The sequence below is a fragment of the uncultured Cardiobacterium sp. genome (assembly GCF_938028825.1).
Classification (GTDB): Bacteria; Pseudomonadota; Gammaproteobacteria; order Cardiobacteriales; family Cardiobacteriaceae; genus Cardiobacterium.
In genome coordinates this window covers 11,904-30,603 of sequence record NZ_CALIZP010000021.1, presented here as the reverse complement: position 1 = coordinate 30,603, position 18,700 = coordinate 11,904, and the positions used below count along the sequence as shown (strand labels likewise).

Annotated in this window: 21 protein-coding genes; 14 read left to right on the top strand and 7 right to left on the bottom strand. The window is 59.1% G+C overall.

Translation table 11 applies throughout. From position 1 onward, the window contains the following. Positions 1-249 precede the first annotated feature (249 nt). Positions 250-750: a cytochrome b/b6 domain-containing protein gene (locus Q0562_RS02940; RefSeq protein WP_298640931.1), complete on the top strand. Its 501-nt coding sequence runs from the start codon at positions 250-252 to the stop codon at positions 748-750. Beyond that, positions 743-1,258: a protein disulfide oxidoreductase gene (locus Q0562_RS02935; RefSeq protein WP_298640929.1), complete on the top strand. Its 516-nt coding sequence runs from the start codon at positions 743-745 to the stop codon at positions 1,256-1,258. The genes Q0562_RS02940 and Q0562_RS02935 overlap by 8 nt, the downstream gene beginning before the upstream one ends. Positions 1,259-1,474: 216 nt before the next feature. Here the strand turns inward: Q0562_RS02935 and Q0562_RS02930 are convergent, their stop codons facing one another. From Q0562_RS02930 to Q0562_RS02915, 4 genes are all read right to left on the bottom strand, one after another. Then, positions 1,475-2,908, bottom strand: a complete 1,434-nt coding sequence (locus tag Q0562_RS02930; protein WP_298640926.1) for a subtype B tannase — start codon at positions 2,906-2,908, stop codon at positions 1,475-1,477. Between the two features lie 298 nt (positions 2,909-3,206). Beyond that, on the bottom strand, positions 3,207-4,619 hold the full coding sequence (locus Q0562_RS02925; RefSeq protein ID WP_298640923.1) for a leucine-rich repeat domain-containing protein: 1,413 nt from the start codon (positions 4,617-4,619) through the stop codon (positions 3,207-3,209). A 180-nt stretch (positions 4,620-4,799) separates the two neighbouring features. Next, the gene (locus Q0562_RS02920) at positions 4,800-6,227 is read right to left on the bottom strand and encodes a sucrose-6-phosphate hydrolase (protein WP_298640921.1); all 1,428 of its coding nucleotides are present in this window, start codon (positions 6,225-6,227) and stop codon (positions 4,800-4,802) included. Positions 6,228-6,244: 17 nt separating this feature from the next. Beyond that, the gene (locus Q0562_RS02915) at positions 6,245-6,748 is read right to left on the bottom strand and encodes a UPF0149 family protein (RefSeq protein WP_298640918.1); all 504 of its coding nucleotides are present in this window, start codon (positions 6,746-6,748) and stop codon (positions 6,245-6,247) included. Positions 6,749-6,844: 96 nt separating this feature from the next. On the opposite strand from Q0562_RS02915, the gene Q0562_RS02910 reads away from it, so the two are divergent. Genes Q0562_RS02910 through Q0562_RS02900 form a run of 3 tightly spaced genes read left to right on the top strand, consistent with a single transcriptional unit; the run spans position 6,845 to position 8,175 of the window. Then, positions 6,845-7,270, top strand: a complete 426-nt coding sequence (locus Q0562_RS02910) for a hypothetical protein (protein ID WP_298640917.1) — start codon at positions 6,845-6,847, stop codon at positions 7,268-7,270. After that, positions 7,263-7,568, top strand: coding sequence for a cell division protein ZapA (locus Q0562_RS02905; RefSeq protein WP_298640914.1), 306 nt, complete (start codon positions 7,263-7,265; stop codon positions 7,566-7,568). Before Q0562_RS02910 ends, Q0562_RS02905 begins: the two co-directional genes overlap by 8 nt. Before the next feature lie 37 nt (positions 7,569-7,605). Continuing rightward, positions 7,606-8,175, top strand: coding sequence for a cupin domain-containing protein (locus Q0562_RS02900; RefSeq protein WP_298640911.1), 570 nt, complete (start codon positions 7,606-7,608; stop codon positions 8,173-8,175). 161 nt (positions 8,176-8,336) lie between these two features. Here the strand turns inward: Q0562_RS02900 and Q0562_RS02895 are convergent, their stop codons facing one another. From Q0562_RS02895 to Q0562_RS02885, 3 genes are all read right to left on the bottom strand, one after another. Next, the gene (locus Q0562_RS02895; RefSeq protein ID WP_298640908.1) at positions 8,337-9,035 is read right to left on the bottom strand and encodes a hypothetical protein; all 699 of its coding nucleotides are present in this window, start codon (positions 9,033-9,035) and stop codon (positions 8,337-8,339) included. A gap of 83 nt (positions 9,036-9,118) precedes the next feature. After that, complete coding sequence (gene tal / locus Q0562_RS02890; protein ID WP_298640906.1) at positions 9,119-10,069, bottom strand: transaldolase; 951 nt, start codon at positions 10,067-10,069, stop codon at positions 9,119-9,121. 23 nt (positions 10,070-10,092) lie between these two features. Continuing rightward, on the bottom strand, positions 10,093-10,551 hold the full coding sequence (locus Q0562_RS02885) for a YhcH/YjgK/YiaL family protein (RefSeq protein WP_298640903.1): 459 nt from the start codon (positions 10,549-10,551) through the stop codon (positions 10,093-10,095). 216 nt (positions 10,552-10,767) lie between these two features. Between Q0562_RS02885 and Q0562_RS02880 the strand changes: the two genes are divergently transcribed. The 9 genes from Q0562_RS02880 (at position 10,768) to dinB (ending at position 18,692) form a co-directional block, all read left to right on the top strand. Next, entirely contained in the window at positions 10,768-11,352 is a 585-nt protein-coding gene (locus Q0562_RS02880) for a hypothetical protein (RefSeq protein ID WP_298640900.1), read from the top strand. A 176-nt stretch (positions 11,353-11,528) separates the two neighbouring features. Further along, entirely contained in the window at positions 11,529-11,819 is a 291-nt protein-coding gene (locus Q0562_RS02875) for a hypothetical protein (protein ID WP_298640897.1), read from the top strand. A 270-nt stretch (positions 11,820-12,089) separates the two neighbouring features. Next, positions 12,090-12,473, top strand: coding sequence for an MAPEG family protein (locus Q0562_RS02870; RefSeq protein ID WP_298640895.1), 384 nt, complete (start codon positions 12,090-12,092; stop codon positions 12,471-12,473). Next, positions 12,470-13,675, top strand: a complete 1,206-nt coding sequence (gene xseA, locus Q0562_RS02865; RefSeq protein WP_298640892.1) for an exodeoxyribonuclease VII large subunit — start codon at positions 12,470-12,472, stop codon at positions 13,673-13,675. The genes Q0562_RS02870 and xseA overlap by 4 nt, the downstream gene beginning before the upstream one ends. Before the next feature lie 173 nt (positions 13,676-13,848). Then, positions 13,849-14,592, top strand: coding sequence for a carbonic anhydrase family protein (locus Q0562_RS02860; RefSeq protein WP_298640889.1), 744 nt, complete (start codon positions 13,849-13,851; stop codon positions 14,590-14,592). Between the two features lie 162 nt (positions 14,593-14,754). Further along, positions 14,755-16,080 (top strand): replication-associated recombination protein A, encoded by a 1,326-nt coding sequence (locus tag Q0562_RS02855; RefSeq protein WP_298640887.1) that lies wholly within the window; start codon positions 14,755-14,757, stop codon positions 16,078-16,080. Then, positions 16,077-17,249, top strand: coding sequence for an FRG domain-containing protein (locus tag Q0562_RS02850; RefSeq protein ID WP_298640885.1), 1,173 nt, complete (start codon positions 16,077-16,079; stop codon positions 17,247-17,249). The genes Q0562_RS02855 and Q0562_RS02850 overlap by 4 nt, the downstream gene beginning before the upstream one ends. Continuing rightward, the gene (locus tag Q0562_RS02845) at positions 17,246-17,470 is read left to right on the top strand and encodes a hypothetical protein (RefSeq protein ID WP_298640882.1); all 225 of its coding nucleotides are present in this window, start codon (positions 17,246-17,248) and stop codon (positions 17,468-17,470) included. Before Q0562_RS02850 ends, Q0562_RS02845 begins: the two co-directional genes overlap by 4 nt. Before the next feature lie 157 nt (positions 17,471-17,627). Beyond that, on the top strand, positions 17,628-18,692 hold the full coding sequence (gene dinB, locus Q0562_RS02840) for a DNA polymerase IV (protein ID WP_298640879.1): 1,065 nt from the start codon (positions 17,628-17,630) through the stop codon (positions 18,690-18,692). The last annotated feature ends 8 nt before the right edge of the window (positions 18,693-18,700 follow it).

Sequence of the window (18,700 nt, the reverse complement as noted above, 5' to 3'; positions counted from 1 at the left end):
ATGATATCGACAAGCTATTTAGGATCTGTATGAAAAATGAAATCCATTAGCTATAGTTGTTTCAAACAGGGCTGATGCGGTGCCGACTCGCCTCGCCGCATCATTCCCCCTTGCAATGACGATAAAAAACGCAAGCAAGTCCGCCATTATGGAAACGCGCAGATTCTCCGACAGCAGCAAACGCACGCTTTTTCCCGCATCAGAGGCGCAAGCGGCAGCAATCATGAACTACTACTACCAGGACCGGAAATGACCCCCGACACCCCCAACCACTACGGCACCATCAGCCGCCTCCTGCATTGGGGCATGGCTGGCGCCATCGCCCTCATGTTCCTGCTGGCACTCGCCTGGCGCGTCTCCGGCCATGCCGCCGTGCTCATCCCCGTGCACAAAGCCCTCGGCACCCTGCTCTTCATGCTCGTTTTCGCCCGCATCCTCTGGGCAATCGCCGCCGAACAGCGCCCGCCCGCCGCGAGTCTCGCCGCCCGCTTGGGGCACCTCGCGCTTTACCTCTTCATGCTCGCCGTGCCGACCATCGCCCTCATCCGCGATGCCGCCGCCGGCCGTGACGGCAGCGCGGAAAACGCGGCGACCCGTTTCGGCGACCTGTGGCACGGCCGCGCCGCCTGGCTGCTGCTCCTGCTCATCACCGGCCACGTCCTGATGACCGCCGTCCACCAGCGCCGTGGCGAAAAAATCCTGCAACGCATGGCAGGCCGCCGCGATAACCCCGAAACGCCCCATGACTGACAATAAACCGCCACGCCGCCTGTGGCGCACCCTGCGCGGTATCATCCTCAACCTGCTCATCATCCTCACCGTTATCCTCGCGCTTGACCGGTACCGCGCGCCGGACAGCGCAGCCATCGCCTACCTGCCCGCGCTTACCACCGGCGACGGCGAAACCATCCGCCTCGACGACCCCCGCCCGACCCTGCTCTACATCTGGGGTGACTGGTGCATCTACTGCCGCCACACCTCGCTCGCCATCGACCGCCTCGCCCGCGACGGCTACCGCGTCGTCAGCATCGCCCTGAAATCCGGCGACGATGCGCACATCGCCGCTTACCTGCGCGAACACGGCTGGCAATTCCCTGTCGTCAACGACGCCGACGGCCGCATCAGCGCCGCCCTGCGCGTACGCGCCACCCCGACCATCGCCATCATCAAAAACGGCCGCCTGCGCCTCTCGACCAGCGGCTGGACCAGCGCCACCGGCCTGAAACTGCGCCTGTGGTGGGCGGAAATCGGCGGATGACGCGCGCGGCCAGCAACAAGCCATCGCAAAACTTGCCGGGCGAGATAAACACGGGGCTTTGCGCGGTATCGCCTGCAACGTCTCCCTGCTCTGCGACCACATTTTTGATTTTGCCCGTTGCACGGCAAGGCTTGTTTATAGCCGTTTCAAACAGGGAAGAGGCAAGCCAACGCCGTAATATTTCTATGTAAAACGACTATCTCCCGTCCGGCGGGTTTATGGTCGGCCGTTTTTGACGACGCTGTCCATCCACGCGAAGAGTTCGTCGAGGTCGTAGTCGCCGCTGTGCGGCACTTGCCACGGCATGGCGAGGTCCACGCTTTTGCCGCTGTTCGCCAGTTTGCCGGCGAGGATGACGGCGATGGCGTGCGAGGTGTCGCGGTCGGCGGTGCCGACGCGGATGCGCCAGTGTTGCGGCGCGGTGTTGGCGTTGATGTAGTGCAGCGGGTTCATTTGTTTGATGGTCGCGTCATCTGCCATGCCGACGTTGGCGACGCTGCTGTGCGCCCATCCGTAGGCGGTGAAGTGCCGTTTGTCTTCGCCGGCGCTGCCGAAGAGCTGGTTTTCGCCGCTGCTGAGGTCGAGCGCGTCGAAGGCGGGCGGGATTTTCTGCCGCCCGACGGTTTTGGCGTAGGCGGCGAAGTCCACGGCGGTCACGCGACCGCCGTCGAGGGTCAGCCAGGGGTGTTCGGCGGCGAGTTTTTCTGCGGTGGTTTGCCCGCTTTTCAGGGCGGCTTCCGCACTGCGGGCGATGTATCCGGCGACATGGTCGCGGAAGCTGCTGCTACCGTCGGCATTGAGGGTGAGCGCGGTGCCGTCGCTGTTTTTGAGGCCGAGGCTGTTGATGTAGGCGGGGAATTGGGCTTTGAGGTCGGCCGAGGTTTGTTGTTCGGCGGCGGTCAGGGTGCCTTTTTGCAGCTGGCGTTCGACGTGGTAATCAACCTGGCGGGCGCTGATTTTTTCGTAGTCGTTCACGCCGTGAAATTCCCGTTCGTAGGCGCTGTCGGCGTGGTCAAGGATGCTGATGGGGCTGTAGGCGGAAACGGCGTAGATGTCGTCCGGGGCGTCCGCCGCGCCGAGGGCTTTGAGGGCAGCGTCGTAGTCGGGGGCGTTGCCGCTTGCGCCGAGCAGGATGGAGAGGGCACCGTCCGCGCTGGTGCCGTTGCTGATGATTTTGTTGGCATCGCCCGCCATGTTGGCATCGTTGTGTTTGAGGTAGCGCACGGCGGCTTTGAGGTCGATGATGGCGGCGGGCGCTTTGCCGTCGGCACTGGTGCGGCCGCGCGCGCCGGGCGAGGCGACGATGTAGCCTTTGGCGAGCGCGGTTTGCATGGCGTCCGCCCCTTCTTTTTGCGGGCCAAAACCGCCGGTGCCGGGGACGCCGGCGCTGGCGGGCATGTAGCCGCCAATCCGGTTCGGCAGGAAGATGGGCGCGGTCGCGGCGGGGATGTAGATGTTGATGGTCTGGTGCGCGGCGTCCACGGGTTTGGCGACGTAGGGGAGGTTTTCGTAGGCGCGGTAGGTGATGGTTTCGCCGTTGACGGTGGCGGTTTGTTCACGGTATTGCGCCGGGTCGAAGTCGAGGGTGGCACCGCCGGCGAGGGTGGCGCTGCCGAGGGCGAAGGCGGTGATGAGGGGTTTGCGGGTCATGGAGGGTTCCTGTTTGTTTGTGCAAGAGGGCAGGGTAGGTGTGTTCGTCCGCTCTTTAAAGAGTCGTTCTGCCTGTGCTTTGTGTTCGGCGCTGACGCGGTCGGGGTGGCAGGGCTGGACGGCGCGGCGATGATGGCGGCGAGGGTTTCGCCCGCCGCGCCGTCCAACTGCGGCAAGACGGCGCGCGGCGCGGGCAATTGCCGGGCAGTCAGGTCTTCATCGGCCAGCGGCATCGCGGCGCGGATGATTTCCAGGCGTTTGATGATGGTTTATAAAATGGGGATTAGTTGTCGTTATTTTACAGCAGGGATTTGTTATTCAAATTTATTTCTAATAAACCATGGCGTTCGCGATAAAGACGCTTGAGGGAAGCAGGCAGGGCTGTGAATTTATTCCAGGATAAATCCAGTGTTTGCAGATTGCCGAGTTTCCCAAGTGCGGCAGGCAGGGCTGTGAGTTGATTCCAGGATAAATCAAGTGTTTGCAAGTTGCCGAGTTGCTCAATTGCGGCAGGCAGGTCGGTGAGCTGATTGTCCGATAAATACAGTTTTTGCAGATTGCCGAGTTGCCAAATTGTGGCAGACAGGTCGGTAAGCTGATTGCCCGATAAATCCAGAATTCGCAGATTACCGAGTTGACCAATTGAATCAGGCAGAGCGGTAAGTTCATTGCTATCCAAATGTAATTCTTGCAGATTGCCGAGTTGGCCAATTTGGGCAGGCAGGGTGGTAAGTTGGTTGTCCGATAGATACAGTTTTTGCAGATTGCTGAGTTGACCAATTTCGGCAGGCAGGCTGGTAATTTGATTCAAGGACAAATCCAGTAATTGCAGATTGCCGAGTTTCCTAATTGTGGCAGGTAGGTCAGTGAGTTGATTAAAGGACAAATCCAGGAATTGCAGATTGCCGAGTCGTCCAATTTCGACAGGCAAGGTGGTGAGCTTAAATAAACTAAGAGATTTTAGTTTTGGCAGATGCGGCACCATATCAATTAGTTCTAGAAGCAAATGACCGGCCATTGTGATTTCTTGCAGATTACCGAGTTGTCCAACTTCGGCAGGCAGGGCAGTGAGTTGTTTGTCCAATAAATACAAATTTTGCAGATTACCGAGTTGACCGATTTCGGCAGGCAGGGTGGTGAGATTAAACAATTCAAGAGATTTCAGTTTTGGCAGATGCGGTGCCATATCGATTAGTTCTAAAAGCAAATGACCGTCTATGGTGATATCTTGCAGATTATCGAGTTGGGTAATTGCAGCAGGCAGGGTAGTGAGTGGATTCCAGGATAAATCCAGCTTTTGCAGCTTGCCGAGTTGGCCGATTTCCGGCGGCAGGGTAGTGAGTTGATTACCTCTTAAATCCAGTTTTTGCAGCTTGTCGAGTTGGCCGATTTCTGGCGGCAGGGTGCCAAGTTTATTCCCCCGTAAATCCAGTGTTTGCAGATTGCCGAGCCGACCGATTTCCGGCGGCAGAGAGGAGAGTTGATTGTCCCATAAATACATTTCTTGCAGATTACCGAGTTGCCCAATTTCGGCAGGCAAGGCGGTGAATCGTGCTCTACTTATCCTCAGTTCTTGCATCGCCAATAGTTTCGTCTTATCCCTCGGCAGTTCTTTTTCCTGAATATCAGATTCATCCGCCCAGGCGCAGAGGCGCTTGAACCAACCGTCATCGGCGCGGGGTTTAAGCTGTTTGTGGTCGTCATCGGTCATGGCAGTTCTCCGGTTACGGTGATGCGGGGGGCATACCAATCTCAGGAATTAAGCTGAGAAGACGGCGCGCCGCAGACAGTATGTTCAATACGGCACGGGTTTCCCATAAAAATCGCTACGCGATTTTTATGGGTGCCCGGTCAGGCGCACCAACACACTCAGATTATTTTCTGGGATTGGTCAGGCTTTGTTGAGCGGGTAGGTGGTGATGCTGACGTTATCGGCAGCGGCGAGGTGCAGGCCGGTTGCGTCCGGGGCGGGGTAGAGGGCGGCGGTCATGGTTGCTTCGCCGTCGTTGAGGAATATTTCGAGGGATGAGGTGTCGGAGTAGAGTTGCAGGTGGCGCAGGTTGCGCAGGGCGAGGCGGCGGATGTGGCCGCCTTTGCCGGCGGTGTTTTTTTCGGGTTCGGGCAGGGCGCCGCTTTGGCTGCGGTCGAGGATGATGGCTTCGCCGTTGTAGGTGAGGACGGTTTTTTCCCGCTCCGAGGCGCGCAGGGTGAGGATGAAGGGTTGGTTGTCGGGGTTTTCCAGGATGAGTTCGTAATGCACGCCGTCATGCGCGCCGCTGCCCCTCAGTTGTGCGAGGTGCGGGTGCGAGCGCTGGCGCAGTTGGCCGTTTTCGACGGTGAGGACGCGCGGCAGGGTGAGGCAGTGCGCCCAGCCGTCGCGCGCGCTGGGGCAGGTGGTGTCCGGCAGGCCCATCCAGGCGATGAGCAGGCGTTCGCCGTTCGCGCCGAGGGTGCTTTGCGGGGCGTAGTAGTCGAAGCCGTGATCGAGTTCGCGGAAGCCGTCGTGGGTGAAGCGGCAGGCGGTTTTGTCGAAGTGGCCGATGAGGTAGCCGCTCTGGTAGAGGTTGCGGCAGTGGTCGCCGTCGGCGGGCAGGCCCTGCGGGCAGTAGGTGAGGATGTCGTGGCCATCCAGCGGGAAGTAGTCGGGGCATTCCCACATGTAGCCGAAGGCGGGCTGGGCGGTGTCGATTTCGCCGTGCAGCTGCCAGTCGCGCGCGTCTTTTGAGGTGAGATACAGCGCGGTGCCGATGAGGTCCTTCCGCTGGGCGCCGAGGATGATGCCGTAGCTGCCGTCCGCTTCGCGCCAGATTTTCGGGTCGCGGACGTGTTCGGTGTAGCCTTTGGGCGCGCCTTTGAGGAAGGGTTCGTCTTTGCGCAGGTGGTTGTGCGCGTCGAGGTGGGCGGTGAGCTGGTAGGGGATGCGGGTCCAGTCCGCCTCGCGGTGGTTGCCGGTGTAGGCGATGAGCAGTTCGTCGCCGTCGGCGATGGCGCTGCCGCTGTACGCGCCGTGGCTGTCCCAGTCGCTGTCGGGGGCGATGGCGGTGCCGCAGTCGGTGTAGTGGACGAGGTCGGCGCTGCTCAGGTGTCGCCAGTATTTGAGGCCGTGCACCGGTCCGAGCGGGAACCATTGGTAGAAGAGGTGGTAGGCACCCTGCCAGTAGCTGAAACCGTTGGGGTCGTTGAGCAGGCCGGCAGGCGGCTGGATGTGGTAGTGCTGCCGCCACGGGCTGGCTTCGGCTTCGGCGCAGAGGGCTTCGTAGCGGGCGAGGGTGGCAGCGGTGAGCGGGGTGTAGCGGGCGTCGCGGGTCCAGGTGGTCATGGTGGGTCTCCTCTTGGTTATTTGTGCGGTTTGTGGCAGTAGGCGTAGAGCATCAGCGCGCCCATGCGGCAGTGTTCTTCGAGGCCGGTGAGCATTTGCCGGTTTTCTTCACTATCGGCGAGGCGGTCGTCCAGTTTGCCGATTTCGTCGAGGTCGGCAAGGAAGGCGCGGCAGTCGTCATCCAGCGTGGGGGCAAGCCAGCGCGTGGCGACGGTGAAGCCCTGCGCCCAGGCAACGAGCGCTTCGGCGCGTGCGGACAAGGTGCCTTCTTCGGGCAGGAGCAGTTGGTAGTCCAGCGCGTCACCGGCGAGGGTTGCTTCGATTTGGGCGGCGAGGCGGTCAAAGGCTTCGCGCGCAAGCGTATCGGTTCCGCCTTGTGCGAAGAGGATTTCCGGCCAACGTGCGCCGCTGCCGCAGGCGACGAGGGCGGTTTGCATGCCATGCACTTCACTGGTGGCAAACCACCAGCCGCGTTCGCGGATGAGGGCTTCGAGGGCGTCGTAATGGGGCTGTGTGGTCATGGTTTTGTCCGTATCTGCTGGAAAATGGTAGTATAGTTGAAAGCGGGATAATGGCTGTCGCCATTATGGTTTTTTAGTTTGAAAACGGGAATGTGCATGAAGCCAGTTCAGGAACGTTTACATATCGACGAATTGAAACGCGTCGAAAAGCAGACCAATATTTTGCTTAAAGCATGGCGGACGCTCAATAAAGAGCACCGGCAATTACAGGAGGATTATGATCAGCTCAATGCACGCCATAATCAAAGCATTCAGGAACATCAGGAAGCACAGGCGCAGCGCGCCGAAGAATACCGGGCGGCGCTGGAAAGTGCCGATGCCCGCTGGCGCAGCCGCTATGACGAGGAAAAGGCAAATTGGGCGGAAGAAAAGGAAGCCCTGATCAAGTCCCATGAAGAGGCATTGAAAGCACAGGCGGAAGAACACCAGCGCGCTTGTGATGCCCTGCAAGCGGAACTTGACCGCTGCAATATGCGCAAGCAGGCAATGATTGACCGGATTCGCGGGGTGGATCATGAGTAAGATGAAAGTAACGTTACAGATTCTGGAAAATAATTATCCGCTGATGTGCGAACCGCATGAACGCGATTTGCTGATTGAAGCGGCGGAGCAATTAAATCTTTCCCTCGCCGAAATGCGTCGCGAGAATCCGAAAGTGCCATTGGAGCGTCTGGTGATTCTCGGCGCCTTGCAAATGACGTTTGATTTGCTGCTGGAACGGCAAACGATTGCCCGCGAGGTCAGCATGGTCAATCAGGTCAGCGAGAAACTGTTAAGCGCACTCAGCCAGGCGATTGCCGAAGAAAATCTGGGTGATTGATTGAGATCCGGCCTTCGCTCATGCGGAGGCTTTTTGTTTGTTCAGCGAGGTGATGGCGATGAAAGTATTTCCGGTAAGTGCATTATGTGTTGGCGCCATATTGATGGGCGCGCAGGCGGAAACGGCGGGCGATAAAAGCGCCAATGCCGCCGAGCCCAAAACGGCGGAGCAGGTTTTTCACGGCGAGACGCTTGACCGCAGCGTGCAGGTTTATCCGAAAGCGTCGTTGCAGACTTGGAACCGGAAAAAGGCGGCGGGCGGCGAGGGCGATTTGCTGGGCGAATTTGCTTATACCCGGATGCAAACCGATGAGAAGGATGCTTTGCGGGAAATCGGCTGGACGACGTTGCCGCCCGGCGCTTCGATTGGTCTGCATCAGCACAAGGATAATGAAGATGCCTATATCATTATTGCCGGTACGGGTGTCTTCACGGATAGCAACGGTAAAGAAACAGTTGTCGGCGCGGGCGACGTAACGATTGCCCGTCCGGGCCAAAGTCATGCCTTGCGCAATAACGGCAACGAGCCGCTGGTGTTTCTCGATGTGATTGCGCAGACGACATTACCGCCGGCAACAAACGAGTCCGATACGGCGGAAAAGAAATAAAGAATAACGGCGTATAGCGCGCCGAAATGGCGTTAATGGCGGGCAAAAGCCCGCGCCTATTGCTTATCCATTACTGTTTTTGGGCATTTTGGCGATAAAAAAGCGGATCCGGTTGACCCGCTTTTTATGCGCTGGTTTCGTACGGATATTGTCAGGCTGCCTTATTCGCGGCGGATTTCAAATTGCCCGCTGTCAACGGCTTCCAGCACTTGCTGCGGGCGCGGGTCGTTCGGGTTTTTCCGCGCGTAGTCTTGCAGGATGCGTTTGGCTTCATCCTGCCGGTTGAGCATGAGCAGGGTCATGCCGAGCGGGAAACCGCTGTCGGTGTAGCCGCTGTTGTAGGCGTTGCGCAGGTGTTGCACGCTTTCTTCGCCCTTGCCGACCGAGGCAAGGAAGCGGCCAAGTTCGTCTTCCACTTCGGCCTTGCGGTTTTTGGGTGCCAGTTTGAGCAGTTCCTTGTAAGCGGCGTGGGCTTTTTCTCCGTAGCCGGGCTGGTCGAGGTTGTGTCCGATCCAGTAGAGGCGCGCGCTCATTTGCAGACTGGCGAGGTGGGCTTCGTTGTCTTTTTTGCCGCCCGCCGCGCTGTTTTTGGTCATGTCTTCCAGCAGGATGGCAAGCGGGGCGAGATCCTTGACGGCTTGGGCGCGGTCGGCGTCATTATCGAAGCGCGGCGGGTAGTCGCCGGCGTGTTCGCCGAGGTTTTGCAGGGCATCTTGCAGGGCGGCGATGTTGACGGTAATCGGCGGGTTGTCCGGACTGCCGTTGATAAGGCTGTTCGGGTCGAGTTTGGGGTAGGGCGCGGCGTAGGCGGCGGCGGCAAGCAGGCAGGCGAGGCTCAGGGCGGTGCGTTTAAGGTTCATGCGGTTCATCGGGGTTGGGGTTATCTTGGTGCGTGGCAGGTCGGTTGCCCCGCCGACAGCGCGGCGGGGGTGTTTGTGTCGTGTCAGATTTTTGCCGCGAGCAGGGCTTCGAGTTTTTCCTGATCGGCGGCAAATTTGCGGATGCCTTCGGCGAGTTTGTCCACCGCCATCGGGTCGCTGTTGTGCTGCCAGAGGAATGCGGCCTCGGTGAGCGGGGCAGGGCGGGGCTTGCTCGCGCCGGGGTCATGCAGTTTGCGCGGCAGGGCGGCATTGCTTGCTTGCAGTTCTGCCAGAAGCGGCGGGGCGATGGTCAGGCGGTCGCAGCCCGCCAGTTCGGTGATTTCGCCGCTGTTGCGGAAGCTCGCGCCCATGACGATGGTCGGGTAGCCGTGTTCTTTGTAGTAGTGGTAGATGGCGGTGACGGATTTGACGCCGGGGTCTTCGGCCGGGGCGTAGTCTTTCTTCTCGCCGTGCGCCTTGTACCAGTCGAGGATGCGGCCGACGAAGGGCGAGATGAGATACACCCCCGCTTCGGCGCAGGCGCGGGCTTGCGCTTGCGAGAACAGCAGGGTGAGGTTGCAGTTGATGCCTTCTAGTTCGAGGCGTTCGGCGGCGCGGATGCCCTGCCAGGTGGCGGCGATTTTGATGAGGATGCGGTCGTTCTTGATGCCGGCCGCGTTGTAGTGGGCGATGAGTTGGCGCACTTTGGCGATGGTGGCATCACGATCGTAGGAGAGGCGGGCATCAACTTCGGTCGAGACGCGGCCGGGGACGATTTTCAGGATTTCAAGGCCGATATTGACGGCAAGTTTGTCTTCGGCGGCCTGTATTTGCGCGGCGCGATCGCTGCCATGCGCCTTGCCGTAGGCGACGGCTTCGTCAATGAGCGGCGCGTATTGCGGCAGGGCGGCAGCGCTCAGGATGAGCGAGGGATTGGTGGTGGCGTCCTGCGGGTGGTATTGGCGGATGGCCTCGATGTCGCCGGTGTCGGCGACAATGGTGGTCATGCCTTTGAGGGCGTCGAGTTGGTTCATGGTGTTGCTCCTGTTTGCAGGGTTTAGAGGCTGTCGAGGCGGATTTTGATGACGATTTTGTCAATACTGCCGCCTGTGCCGCAGCCGGGGCGGTGAATTTCGCCCGGATAAAGGACGGCGAAATCGCCGGGGGCGAGATGTAGCAGGCTTTCGCCGTCGAGTGCCGGCGGATAGAAGACGACGTCGCGTGTGTCGTCATATGCTTCGCTGGGTGTCAGACAGCCGTCGTCGAGACGGCAGGCGATGATTTCCCTGCCGCTGATGAGGTAGTGGATGTCGATGTGGTCGCGGTGCGCTTCGGGCGTGATGTCTGCACGCGGACGGGTGCTCAGGCTGAATTTCTCGGCGCGCATGGCGGGGTCGATGTCGTGGCGGCCGGCGGCGAGGGCAACGGGATCGTGGGCGCGCAGCCAGTCGAGGGCAGCATTGATGCGGTCGGGGTAGCGGCGGTATTCGGCGCAGCGCAGATTATCGAGGTTCATGGTTGCGTGGCTGTGTTGGAAATGACAATGTCGGTTTATTATATGCCCCGTAGTTGCAGGAGACAAACTCAGACAGAATTGTGCCGCTTTCCCGCCCGGATTCATGGCTTTGCATATGTCAATAAATACAAGGACAGCGGTGATGAAAGCAAACCTATTCTCTGCCGGTGAAACGAATCGACCCATTCATGATACTGTTGCTTTAAGGAAGCCGAAATGATGAAAATTACTCCGGAAGCCAATCCATTGCCGCACAGTTGGCGGCATTTTCTTTATGTATGGCCGCTGCTGGCCCTGTTGTATTTCACCCTGTTTCGTCATGACCCTTATGCCTGGCTGCTCTTTTCTCTGCTGTTTGTCGGCGATATATTGACTATTGCTGTCCATAACCGTCTGCGGCAATGCGAAAAGCCGCTGGCGATAATCATGGAAGATGGGCAAATCACCATCGAGAAGAAATATTTCTGGCGGTGCAGGACAACGGCAAAGACCTATCCGCTGCACGACTACCACAGCATCGTCAGCTATATCCGCCACAATTACAGCGAGAAAGGCGCGCTATGCACCGTCCTGCTGCCGCACAAACCGCAACAGCCGCCCCTGCTGCTTGACCTCACCCGTCCGCCGCGCAGTCGGGAAAAGGCCGCGACACGTCGTGCCCCAAGTAATGCCGCCGCCCTGCGCATGGCGGTTGCCGCAGCAGGCGGTGTGGCAGACGGTGGATTTATCGGCGCATGCGCGGATAGTACGCTGTATTTGCGGGCGACGGCGGCGCATAAAAGCAGCACAGGTGATGCCTGACCATCGGGAAAAATCATGAATATTGCGTTGCACCGGAAAAAACCATATGTCCGCTCCTGTAAAAATCGCTTGCGGTCCGGGTATCTTTTGCCGTTATCCGGCTTGTTATATACCGCTATTTTTATGGCTCCTTCTTATGAAAGATATTTACGACAGTTTTTGTATTTGATGCGCTAATGATGCTTGTTGATTATTGCCTGGGAATATGCCGCAACTCATTATTGCTGACGATTGCCGCCGGTAATAGAGAAGTGAAACAACGCCGCTTCTTTCATGGGCAGGTAATGAAAAATATTCTTTCTGTACGCACCTGTGTTCCCGGTATTGAGCGATATAGGAAAAGGCGGCAAGGAAAGCCATATCCATACCGTATTGCAAGCCGCCGCGACGACGGAAAAACCACTATTGCCGGACATACAGGCGACGAAAAATACTTTTGGGAGAAATCCGCCGCTGCCGACCCCTGATATCGCTGCTTTGCGCGTCAAGGTTGCCGCCGTCGGCGGTCTGCGTGATGATGGCTTTGTCGGCGAACGCCGCCACACGACAACCCGCTGCTGATGTTTTTGTTATAGTCGTTTCAAATAGGGATGAGCAAGGCGGCGGGCCGAAGACAGTACAGATGGTACGGCGTGGGTTTCCCATAAAAATCACTATGCGGTTTTTATGGGTTCCCGGCGAGGCTCGCCAACACTGTATCATTCCTGTTTGCAGCGACTACACGATTAGGAGTAACCATGACCCTCGCTTACTGGTGCGTTTTCATCACCATTTTTCTGCCCATTTTCTGCGCCGCCTATGCCAAGCGTCTCGGCGGCTTCACGATGGCCGACAACCACGAGCCGCGCGCGTTTCTTGCTAAATTAAGCGGCAAAGCAGCGCGGGCGGATGCGGCGCAGCGCAACGGTTATGAAATCTTCCCGCCGTTTGCCGCCGCCGTCATCATCGCGCAGACGACGGGCGGGGCAGGGCAGGGCGTCATCAACTGCTGGGCGCTGCTGTTCGTCGCGAGCCGCATCGCCTTCGTCCTCTGCTATATCCACGACAAGCCGCTCGCCCGCTCGCTGCTCTTCGGCGTCAACCTGCTTTGCATCACCGCTCTTTTCATCGCCGCCGCATGAGTCTCACTTACACCGTCAGCCAGCTCAACGCCCATGTGCGCCGCCTGCTTGAAGGCGATTTCCGCGACCTCTGGGTGGAAGGCGAGATTTCCAATTTGAGCCGCCCCGCTTCGGGGCACCTCTACTTTTCCTTGAAAGACAGCCATGCCCAGGTCGCCTGCGCCCTCTTTCGCGGCAGCACTTTCGGCCTGCGCCTGCCCGCGCGCCAGCTCGCGAACGGTATCGCCGTGCGTGTGCACGGGCGGGCGACGCTCTACGAACCGCGCGGCGGCTACCAGCTCATCCTTGACCAGGTTGAAGCGGCGGGCATCGGCGCGATGGAGGCGGAATTGCAGCGGCGGCGGGAAATGCTCACAGCGGAAGGCTGCTTCCTAGCCGCGAACAAACGCCCCATCCCGCGTCATCCCCGGCAAATCGGCCTCATCACCAGTCTGAGCGGCGCGGCGGTGCATGATGCGATTACCACCCTGCGCCGCCGCAACCCGCTGGTCTCCGTCATCATCTATCCGTCGCTGGTGCAGGGGGCGAAGGCACCGCCGCAGCTCATCCGCCGCCTGCGCACCGCCAACCGCCGCGCCGAATGCGACACGCTGCTGCTCATCCGGGGCGGCGGCAGTGCCGAAGACCTGTGGGCATACAACGATCCCGACCTCGTCCGCGCCATCGCCGCCAGCCGCATCCCCGTCATCAGCGGCGTGGGACACGAAACAGATGTCACCCTCGCCGATCTCGCCGCCGACCTGCGCGCGCCGACGCCGACCGCCGCCGCCGAGCAGAGTTGCGCCGATTTGAGCGGCGAAAAAGAGCGCCTGCACCGCCTCGGCGAACAACTGCACCGCGCCGTTACGCGGCAGATGGAACGGGCACGGCTGCGCCTTGACCACCTCGACCACCGCCTCAAACAGCAGCAGCCCGCGCGCTATCTCGACCGCATCCGTCAGCGCCTCGACGAACTCGACGCGCGGATGCGCCGCGCCGTCGTCAACCGCCACCGCCAGGAGCAACACCGCCTGCACCACCTAATGCAAACCCTGCACAACCTGAGCCCGCTCAACATCCTCGCGCGCGGCTATGCCGTCACTTACGACAGCGCGGGCAAAGTCGTGTACCGCAGCGACGCCGTGCAGCCCGGCGAAAAAATCACCGTCCGCCTCGGTACGGGGCGGCTGTATTGCACGGTGAACCGGCGGGGGAAAACGTGAGTGGTCGTTGATGAAAAATGCTGCAAACTGCATAATTCCCACCCAATTATCCACCCGTAAACGGTCTGACCGCGCACCCACCGGCCAGGCCGTTTTTACAGGTGGATAAGGCGTCCCCCAAGAGGTTCAAAACCGCGCGGGGGTCAAACTCACGACAACAATGAGGTTTCGTCATGCAACTGCGACACACCGCGCTCGCTGCGCTCTGCGCCGTATCCCTCTCTGCCTTCGCTGGCGAAGGGCAGCCCCACTGGTCTTACACTGGCAAGGACGACCCCGCACACTGGGGCGAACTCAGCCCGGCATTTGTCACCTGCAAACTGGGCAAAAACCAGTCGCCGGTCGATCTCACTACCGCCATCGCCAAAAGCGGCAGCAGCGTGGAAGCGACTTATCCGCCGCTCATCTACACCGTGGAAAACAACGGCCACACCATCCAGGCTACGCCCACGGACGCCGTCAAAACCCTGAAACTGGGCGACGAAGAATTTACCCTGAAGCAATTCCACTTCCACACGCCGAGCGAACACACCTTCCTCAGCAAATACTTCCCGATGGAAGTGCACTTCGTCCATCAGAATGAGCGTGGTGAACTCGCCGTCATCGGTGTCATGTTCGAAAAAGGCGCAGAAAACCCCGCCCTCGCACCGCTTCTTGCCAAACCGCTTAAAGCGGGCGAAAAAACCGCGCTTGCCGACAAACTCGACATCGCCGCCCTCTTCCCCAAAGATCAAAACCTCTTCCGCCTGAACGGCTCGCTCACCACGCCGCCATGCAGCGAAGGGGTGAACTGGATCGTCTTCAAAACCCCGGTTGAAGCGAGCGAAGCCCAATTCAAAGCGATGGAAGCCATGATTGGCCAGGCGAACAACCGCCCGCTGCAACCGCTGAACGCGCGCATCGTCATCGAAGAATAATGCAAGCAACCTGCCCGGGCGGCAGTGCGGCAACGCCTGCCGCCTTTTGCGTTGCATGGCGGCTGCCTGCGGGAAAAAGCGGAAGACAGGCGGCGGCTTCCCGCGCGGCGGGGTGCTCAAACTTGCGTACAATCACGCCACCATCCCAACCCCTATCCCACCATGACCGGCCAACCCTCCCTCTTTTCCCGCAGCGGCGACGCTCCGCTTGCCGAACGCCTGCGCCCCAAAACGCTTGCCGACTACATCGGGCAAAAACACATCCTCGGTCCCGGCATGCCGCTCACCGTCGCCATCGCCCAGCAAAAACCCTTCTCCATGCTGCTCTGGGGGGCGCCCGGCTGCGGCAAAACCACCCTCGCCCTGTTGCTCGCCGACCGCTTCGCCGCGCGCTTTATCCGCCTCTCCGCCGTCTTCTCCGGCGTCAAAGAAGTGCGCGAAGCCGTCCTTGAAGCCCAGCAAGAACGCCGCCTGGGCCGCAAAACCATCCTCTTTATCGACGAAATCCACCGCTTCAACAAAGCCCAGCAAGACGCCTTCCTGCCCTACGTCGAAGACGGCACCCTCATCCTCATCGGCGCCACCACCGAAAACCCCGCCTTCCATCTCAACAACGCCCTGCTCTCCCGCCTGCGCGTTTTCCACCTGCAACCTTTGAGCGAAGACGAACTCATCGAAAAACTGCGCCAGGGCGTGGCCGCGCTTAATCTGGAAGACACGCCGGACAACATCCTCGCCACCATCGCCTACCAGTCCGGCGGCGACGCGCGAAAAGCCATCGGCTGGCTCGAAGAATGGGCGCTACTGCGCAGCCAGGGCGCAAGCGACGAAGACGCCCTCGCGCAAGCCCTTGCTGACCAGCCGAAAGCGCTGGACAAACAGGGCGACTGGTTCTACGAACTCCTTTCCGCCTTCCACAAATCCCTGCGCGGCTCGAATCCGGACGGCGCCATGTACTGGTTCGCGCGCATGGTGGACGGCGGTGCCGACCCGCTGGTCATCGCGCGGCGGATGCTGTGCGTCGCCAGCGAAGACATCAGCAATGCCGATCCGAACGCGCTCAACCTCGCCCTGAACGCCTACCAGACCTACGAACGCCTCGGCGCCCCCGAAGGCTACCTCGCCCTCGCCCAGACCATCACCTACCTCGCCCTTGCGCCAAAAAGCAACGCCAGCTACAAAGCGATGAAAGCCGCCTTTGCCTACGTCCGCGCGAACCCCGCCCACCCCGTGCCGCTGCACCTGCGCAACGCCCCGACTGCCGTGCATAAAAACGAAGGCTACGGCACGCACTACCGCTACGCCCACGACGAACCGCAAGCCTACGCCGCTGGCCAAACCTACCTGCCGGACGCCATGCTGCAAGCGGGCATCCGCTTCTATCAGCCAAACCGGCGCGGCTTTGAAATCAAACTCGCTGATAAACTGGAACAACTGCGCGCGCTGGATGCGGCGGCAACCACAAACAAAACCGGAGAAAAATCATGACGGACGAAAAACAAAATGCAATGCCTGAAAGCACGGATATCCCGCACGAAATTAAGAGTGTCAGCGACCTATCCCGAATCCTGAAAAGACTTGGAAAACCTGGTCAATGTGAGGAACCTTGTGAACTTAAAAAATCTAGTAACCCTGAAAAACCAGATAACCAAGAAAAAACCCGCTTCTTTCGTGGTCATGGCGATGCAGACTGGGATTTATTGCCCGGTATATATCGAAAAGGGCAAGAACACCTCATCGTAAACGAGGACAAAATCATCAAAGATGCCTTAACCTACTGCCCCGATGACTTTTTGCCCAGCGATACTCTCTTTGAAAAACTGGTGAAATTGCAGCATTACGGATACAGCACCCGCTTGCTGGATTTAACGACAAATGCACTGGTTGCCTTATATTTTGCTGCCTGGAATAAACAGCACTACGACAAAAATGGTGAGCTGATTATTTTTGACATACCTAATAAAAATATAAAATACGATAATGATAATGCAGCTATTATCTTATCTGCAATTAGTGCGAGACCACATCCTTTTGAAATTCCTCTTTACAAAGAAAGAGCAGAGAAATTCCGTTTATTGAAAATAATGGAATATATAAAAGACAATGAAGAAAATTATGAATTTATTAAAAATTGCTTTGAGGATAAGGAGCTCATGAATACTGCTACAATTAAGAACTACCTTCAAATAACAGGATTTAATAACTATCAAGATTTTTATCATTCACTTGAAATGACAGCAACGGCAATAGGCAATAATGCCTATCTAGAAATGTTTAACAAGCAAGAAAACATTAACTTATTACTTGACGATATTCGTTCAGAAAGACCAGGATTTCGTAATCTTATTAGCCCTAGTGATCTCGAATGTGTCCTCTGCGTCCGCGCCAAACTCAATAATCAGCGCATCTCGCGACAGCAAGGTTGTTTCCTGCTATTCGGCATCAAAGACAATAAAACAGAAGCCGCTGCCATCCCTGCAGAATGGCATCCCTCTGCATTGAAAAATCAAAAAATCCTCGTCAAAGCGGAAAGCAAAGCTGCCATCATGGAAGAAATCCAATCCTTCGGCATCAGCAAACGCACCCTCTTCCCCGAACTGGAAGCGCAAGCGAAAGAAATCATGGAGCAGTACAACCCTGACAGTAAGAAACCATGACCCCCGATACCCCCAACCACTACGGCACCCTCAGCCGTGTCCTGCACTGGGGCATGGCTATCGCCATCGCCTGCATGTACCGCCTCGCGCTCATCTGGCACGTTTCCGGCTACACAAAAACCCTCATCCCCGTGCACAAAGCCCTCGGCACGCTGCGCCTCTGCCCGTCTTCGCCCGCATCTTCTGCGCCATTGCCGCCGAACAGCGCCCGCCCGCCGTGAGCCGTGCCGCCCGCCTGCTGCTCCCGCTCACCGCCGGCCACATCCTGATGACCGCCGTCCACCGCGCTGCCGTAGCAAAAAATCCTGCCACGCATGGCAGGCCGCCGCGATTGACCGGGATAGGCAGATACCTGCAACCACGCGACCATAGCGAGCCATGAGCATCCGCAAAATCATCCACATTGACATGGACGCCTTTTTTGCCGCCGTCGAGCAGCGCGACAACCCCGCCTGGCGCGGCAAGCCGCTTATCGTCGCCCGTCCGCCGCAGGAGCGCGGCGTGGTGGCGGCGGCCAGCTACGAAGCGCGGCGTTACGGCCTGCACTCGGCGATGTCCGCGCACCGCGCCCTGCAACTCTGCCCGCAGGTCATCCTCGTGCCGCCGCGTTTCGAGGTCTATCGCGCCGTCAGCCTGCAAATCCGCGCACTGATGCTCGCCATTACCAACCTGGTCGAGCCGCTTTCGCTGGACGAAGCCTATCTCGACGTGACCGGCAGCCCGCACGAACGCGGCTCGGCGACGCGCATCGCCGAACGCCTGCGCGCGGAAATCCGCGCCGCAACCGGCCTCACCGCTTCGGCGGGCGTCTCCTACAACAAAATGCTGGCGAAAATCGCCTCCGACCTGAACAAACCGGACGGCCTCGCCGTCATCACCCCCGCAGAAGGTGCGGCCTTCGCCGCCTCTTTGCCGGTCGAGCGCTTCCACGGCATCGGCAAGGCGACCGCCGCGCATATGCACGCGCTCGGCATCAAAACCGGCGCCGACCTGCTGCGTTTCTCGCCGGAAAGCCTGCGCCACGCATTCGGCAAACATGGCGACTTCTACTACCACATGGCGCGCGGCATCGACCTGCGCCCCGTCGAACCCACGCGCGAGCGCAAATCCATCGGCAGCGAAACCACCTTCATCCACGACCTCGAAGGCATCCCCGCCCTCTATCAGGCACTCCTCGCGCAAAACCAGGATGCCTTCGCCGACGTACAAAAACGCCACCTGCACCCGCATACCCTGACCATCAAGCTGAAATACCACGACTTCTCGCAAATCACCCGCAGCCGCAGCGTCTCCACCCCGTTCACCCGGGAAAACGACGCACACTACTGGATTGCCCGCCTGCTGCACGACATCGCGCCAACGAAACCCGTGCGCCTCGTCGGCGTCACCTATTCCGGCCTGGGCGAGGCGGCGGAAACGCGGCAGGCGGCGCTGCCGCTGTAAACATTCCG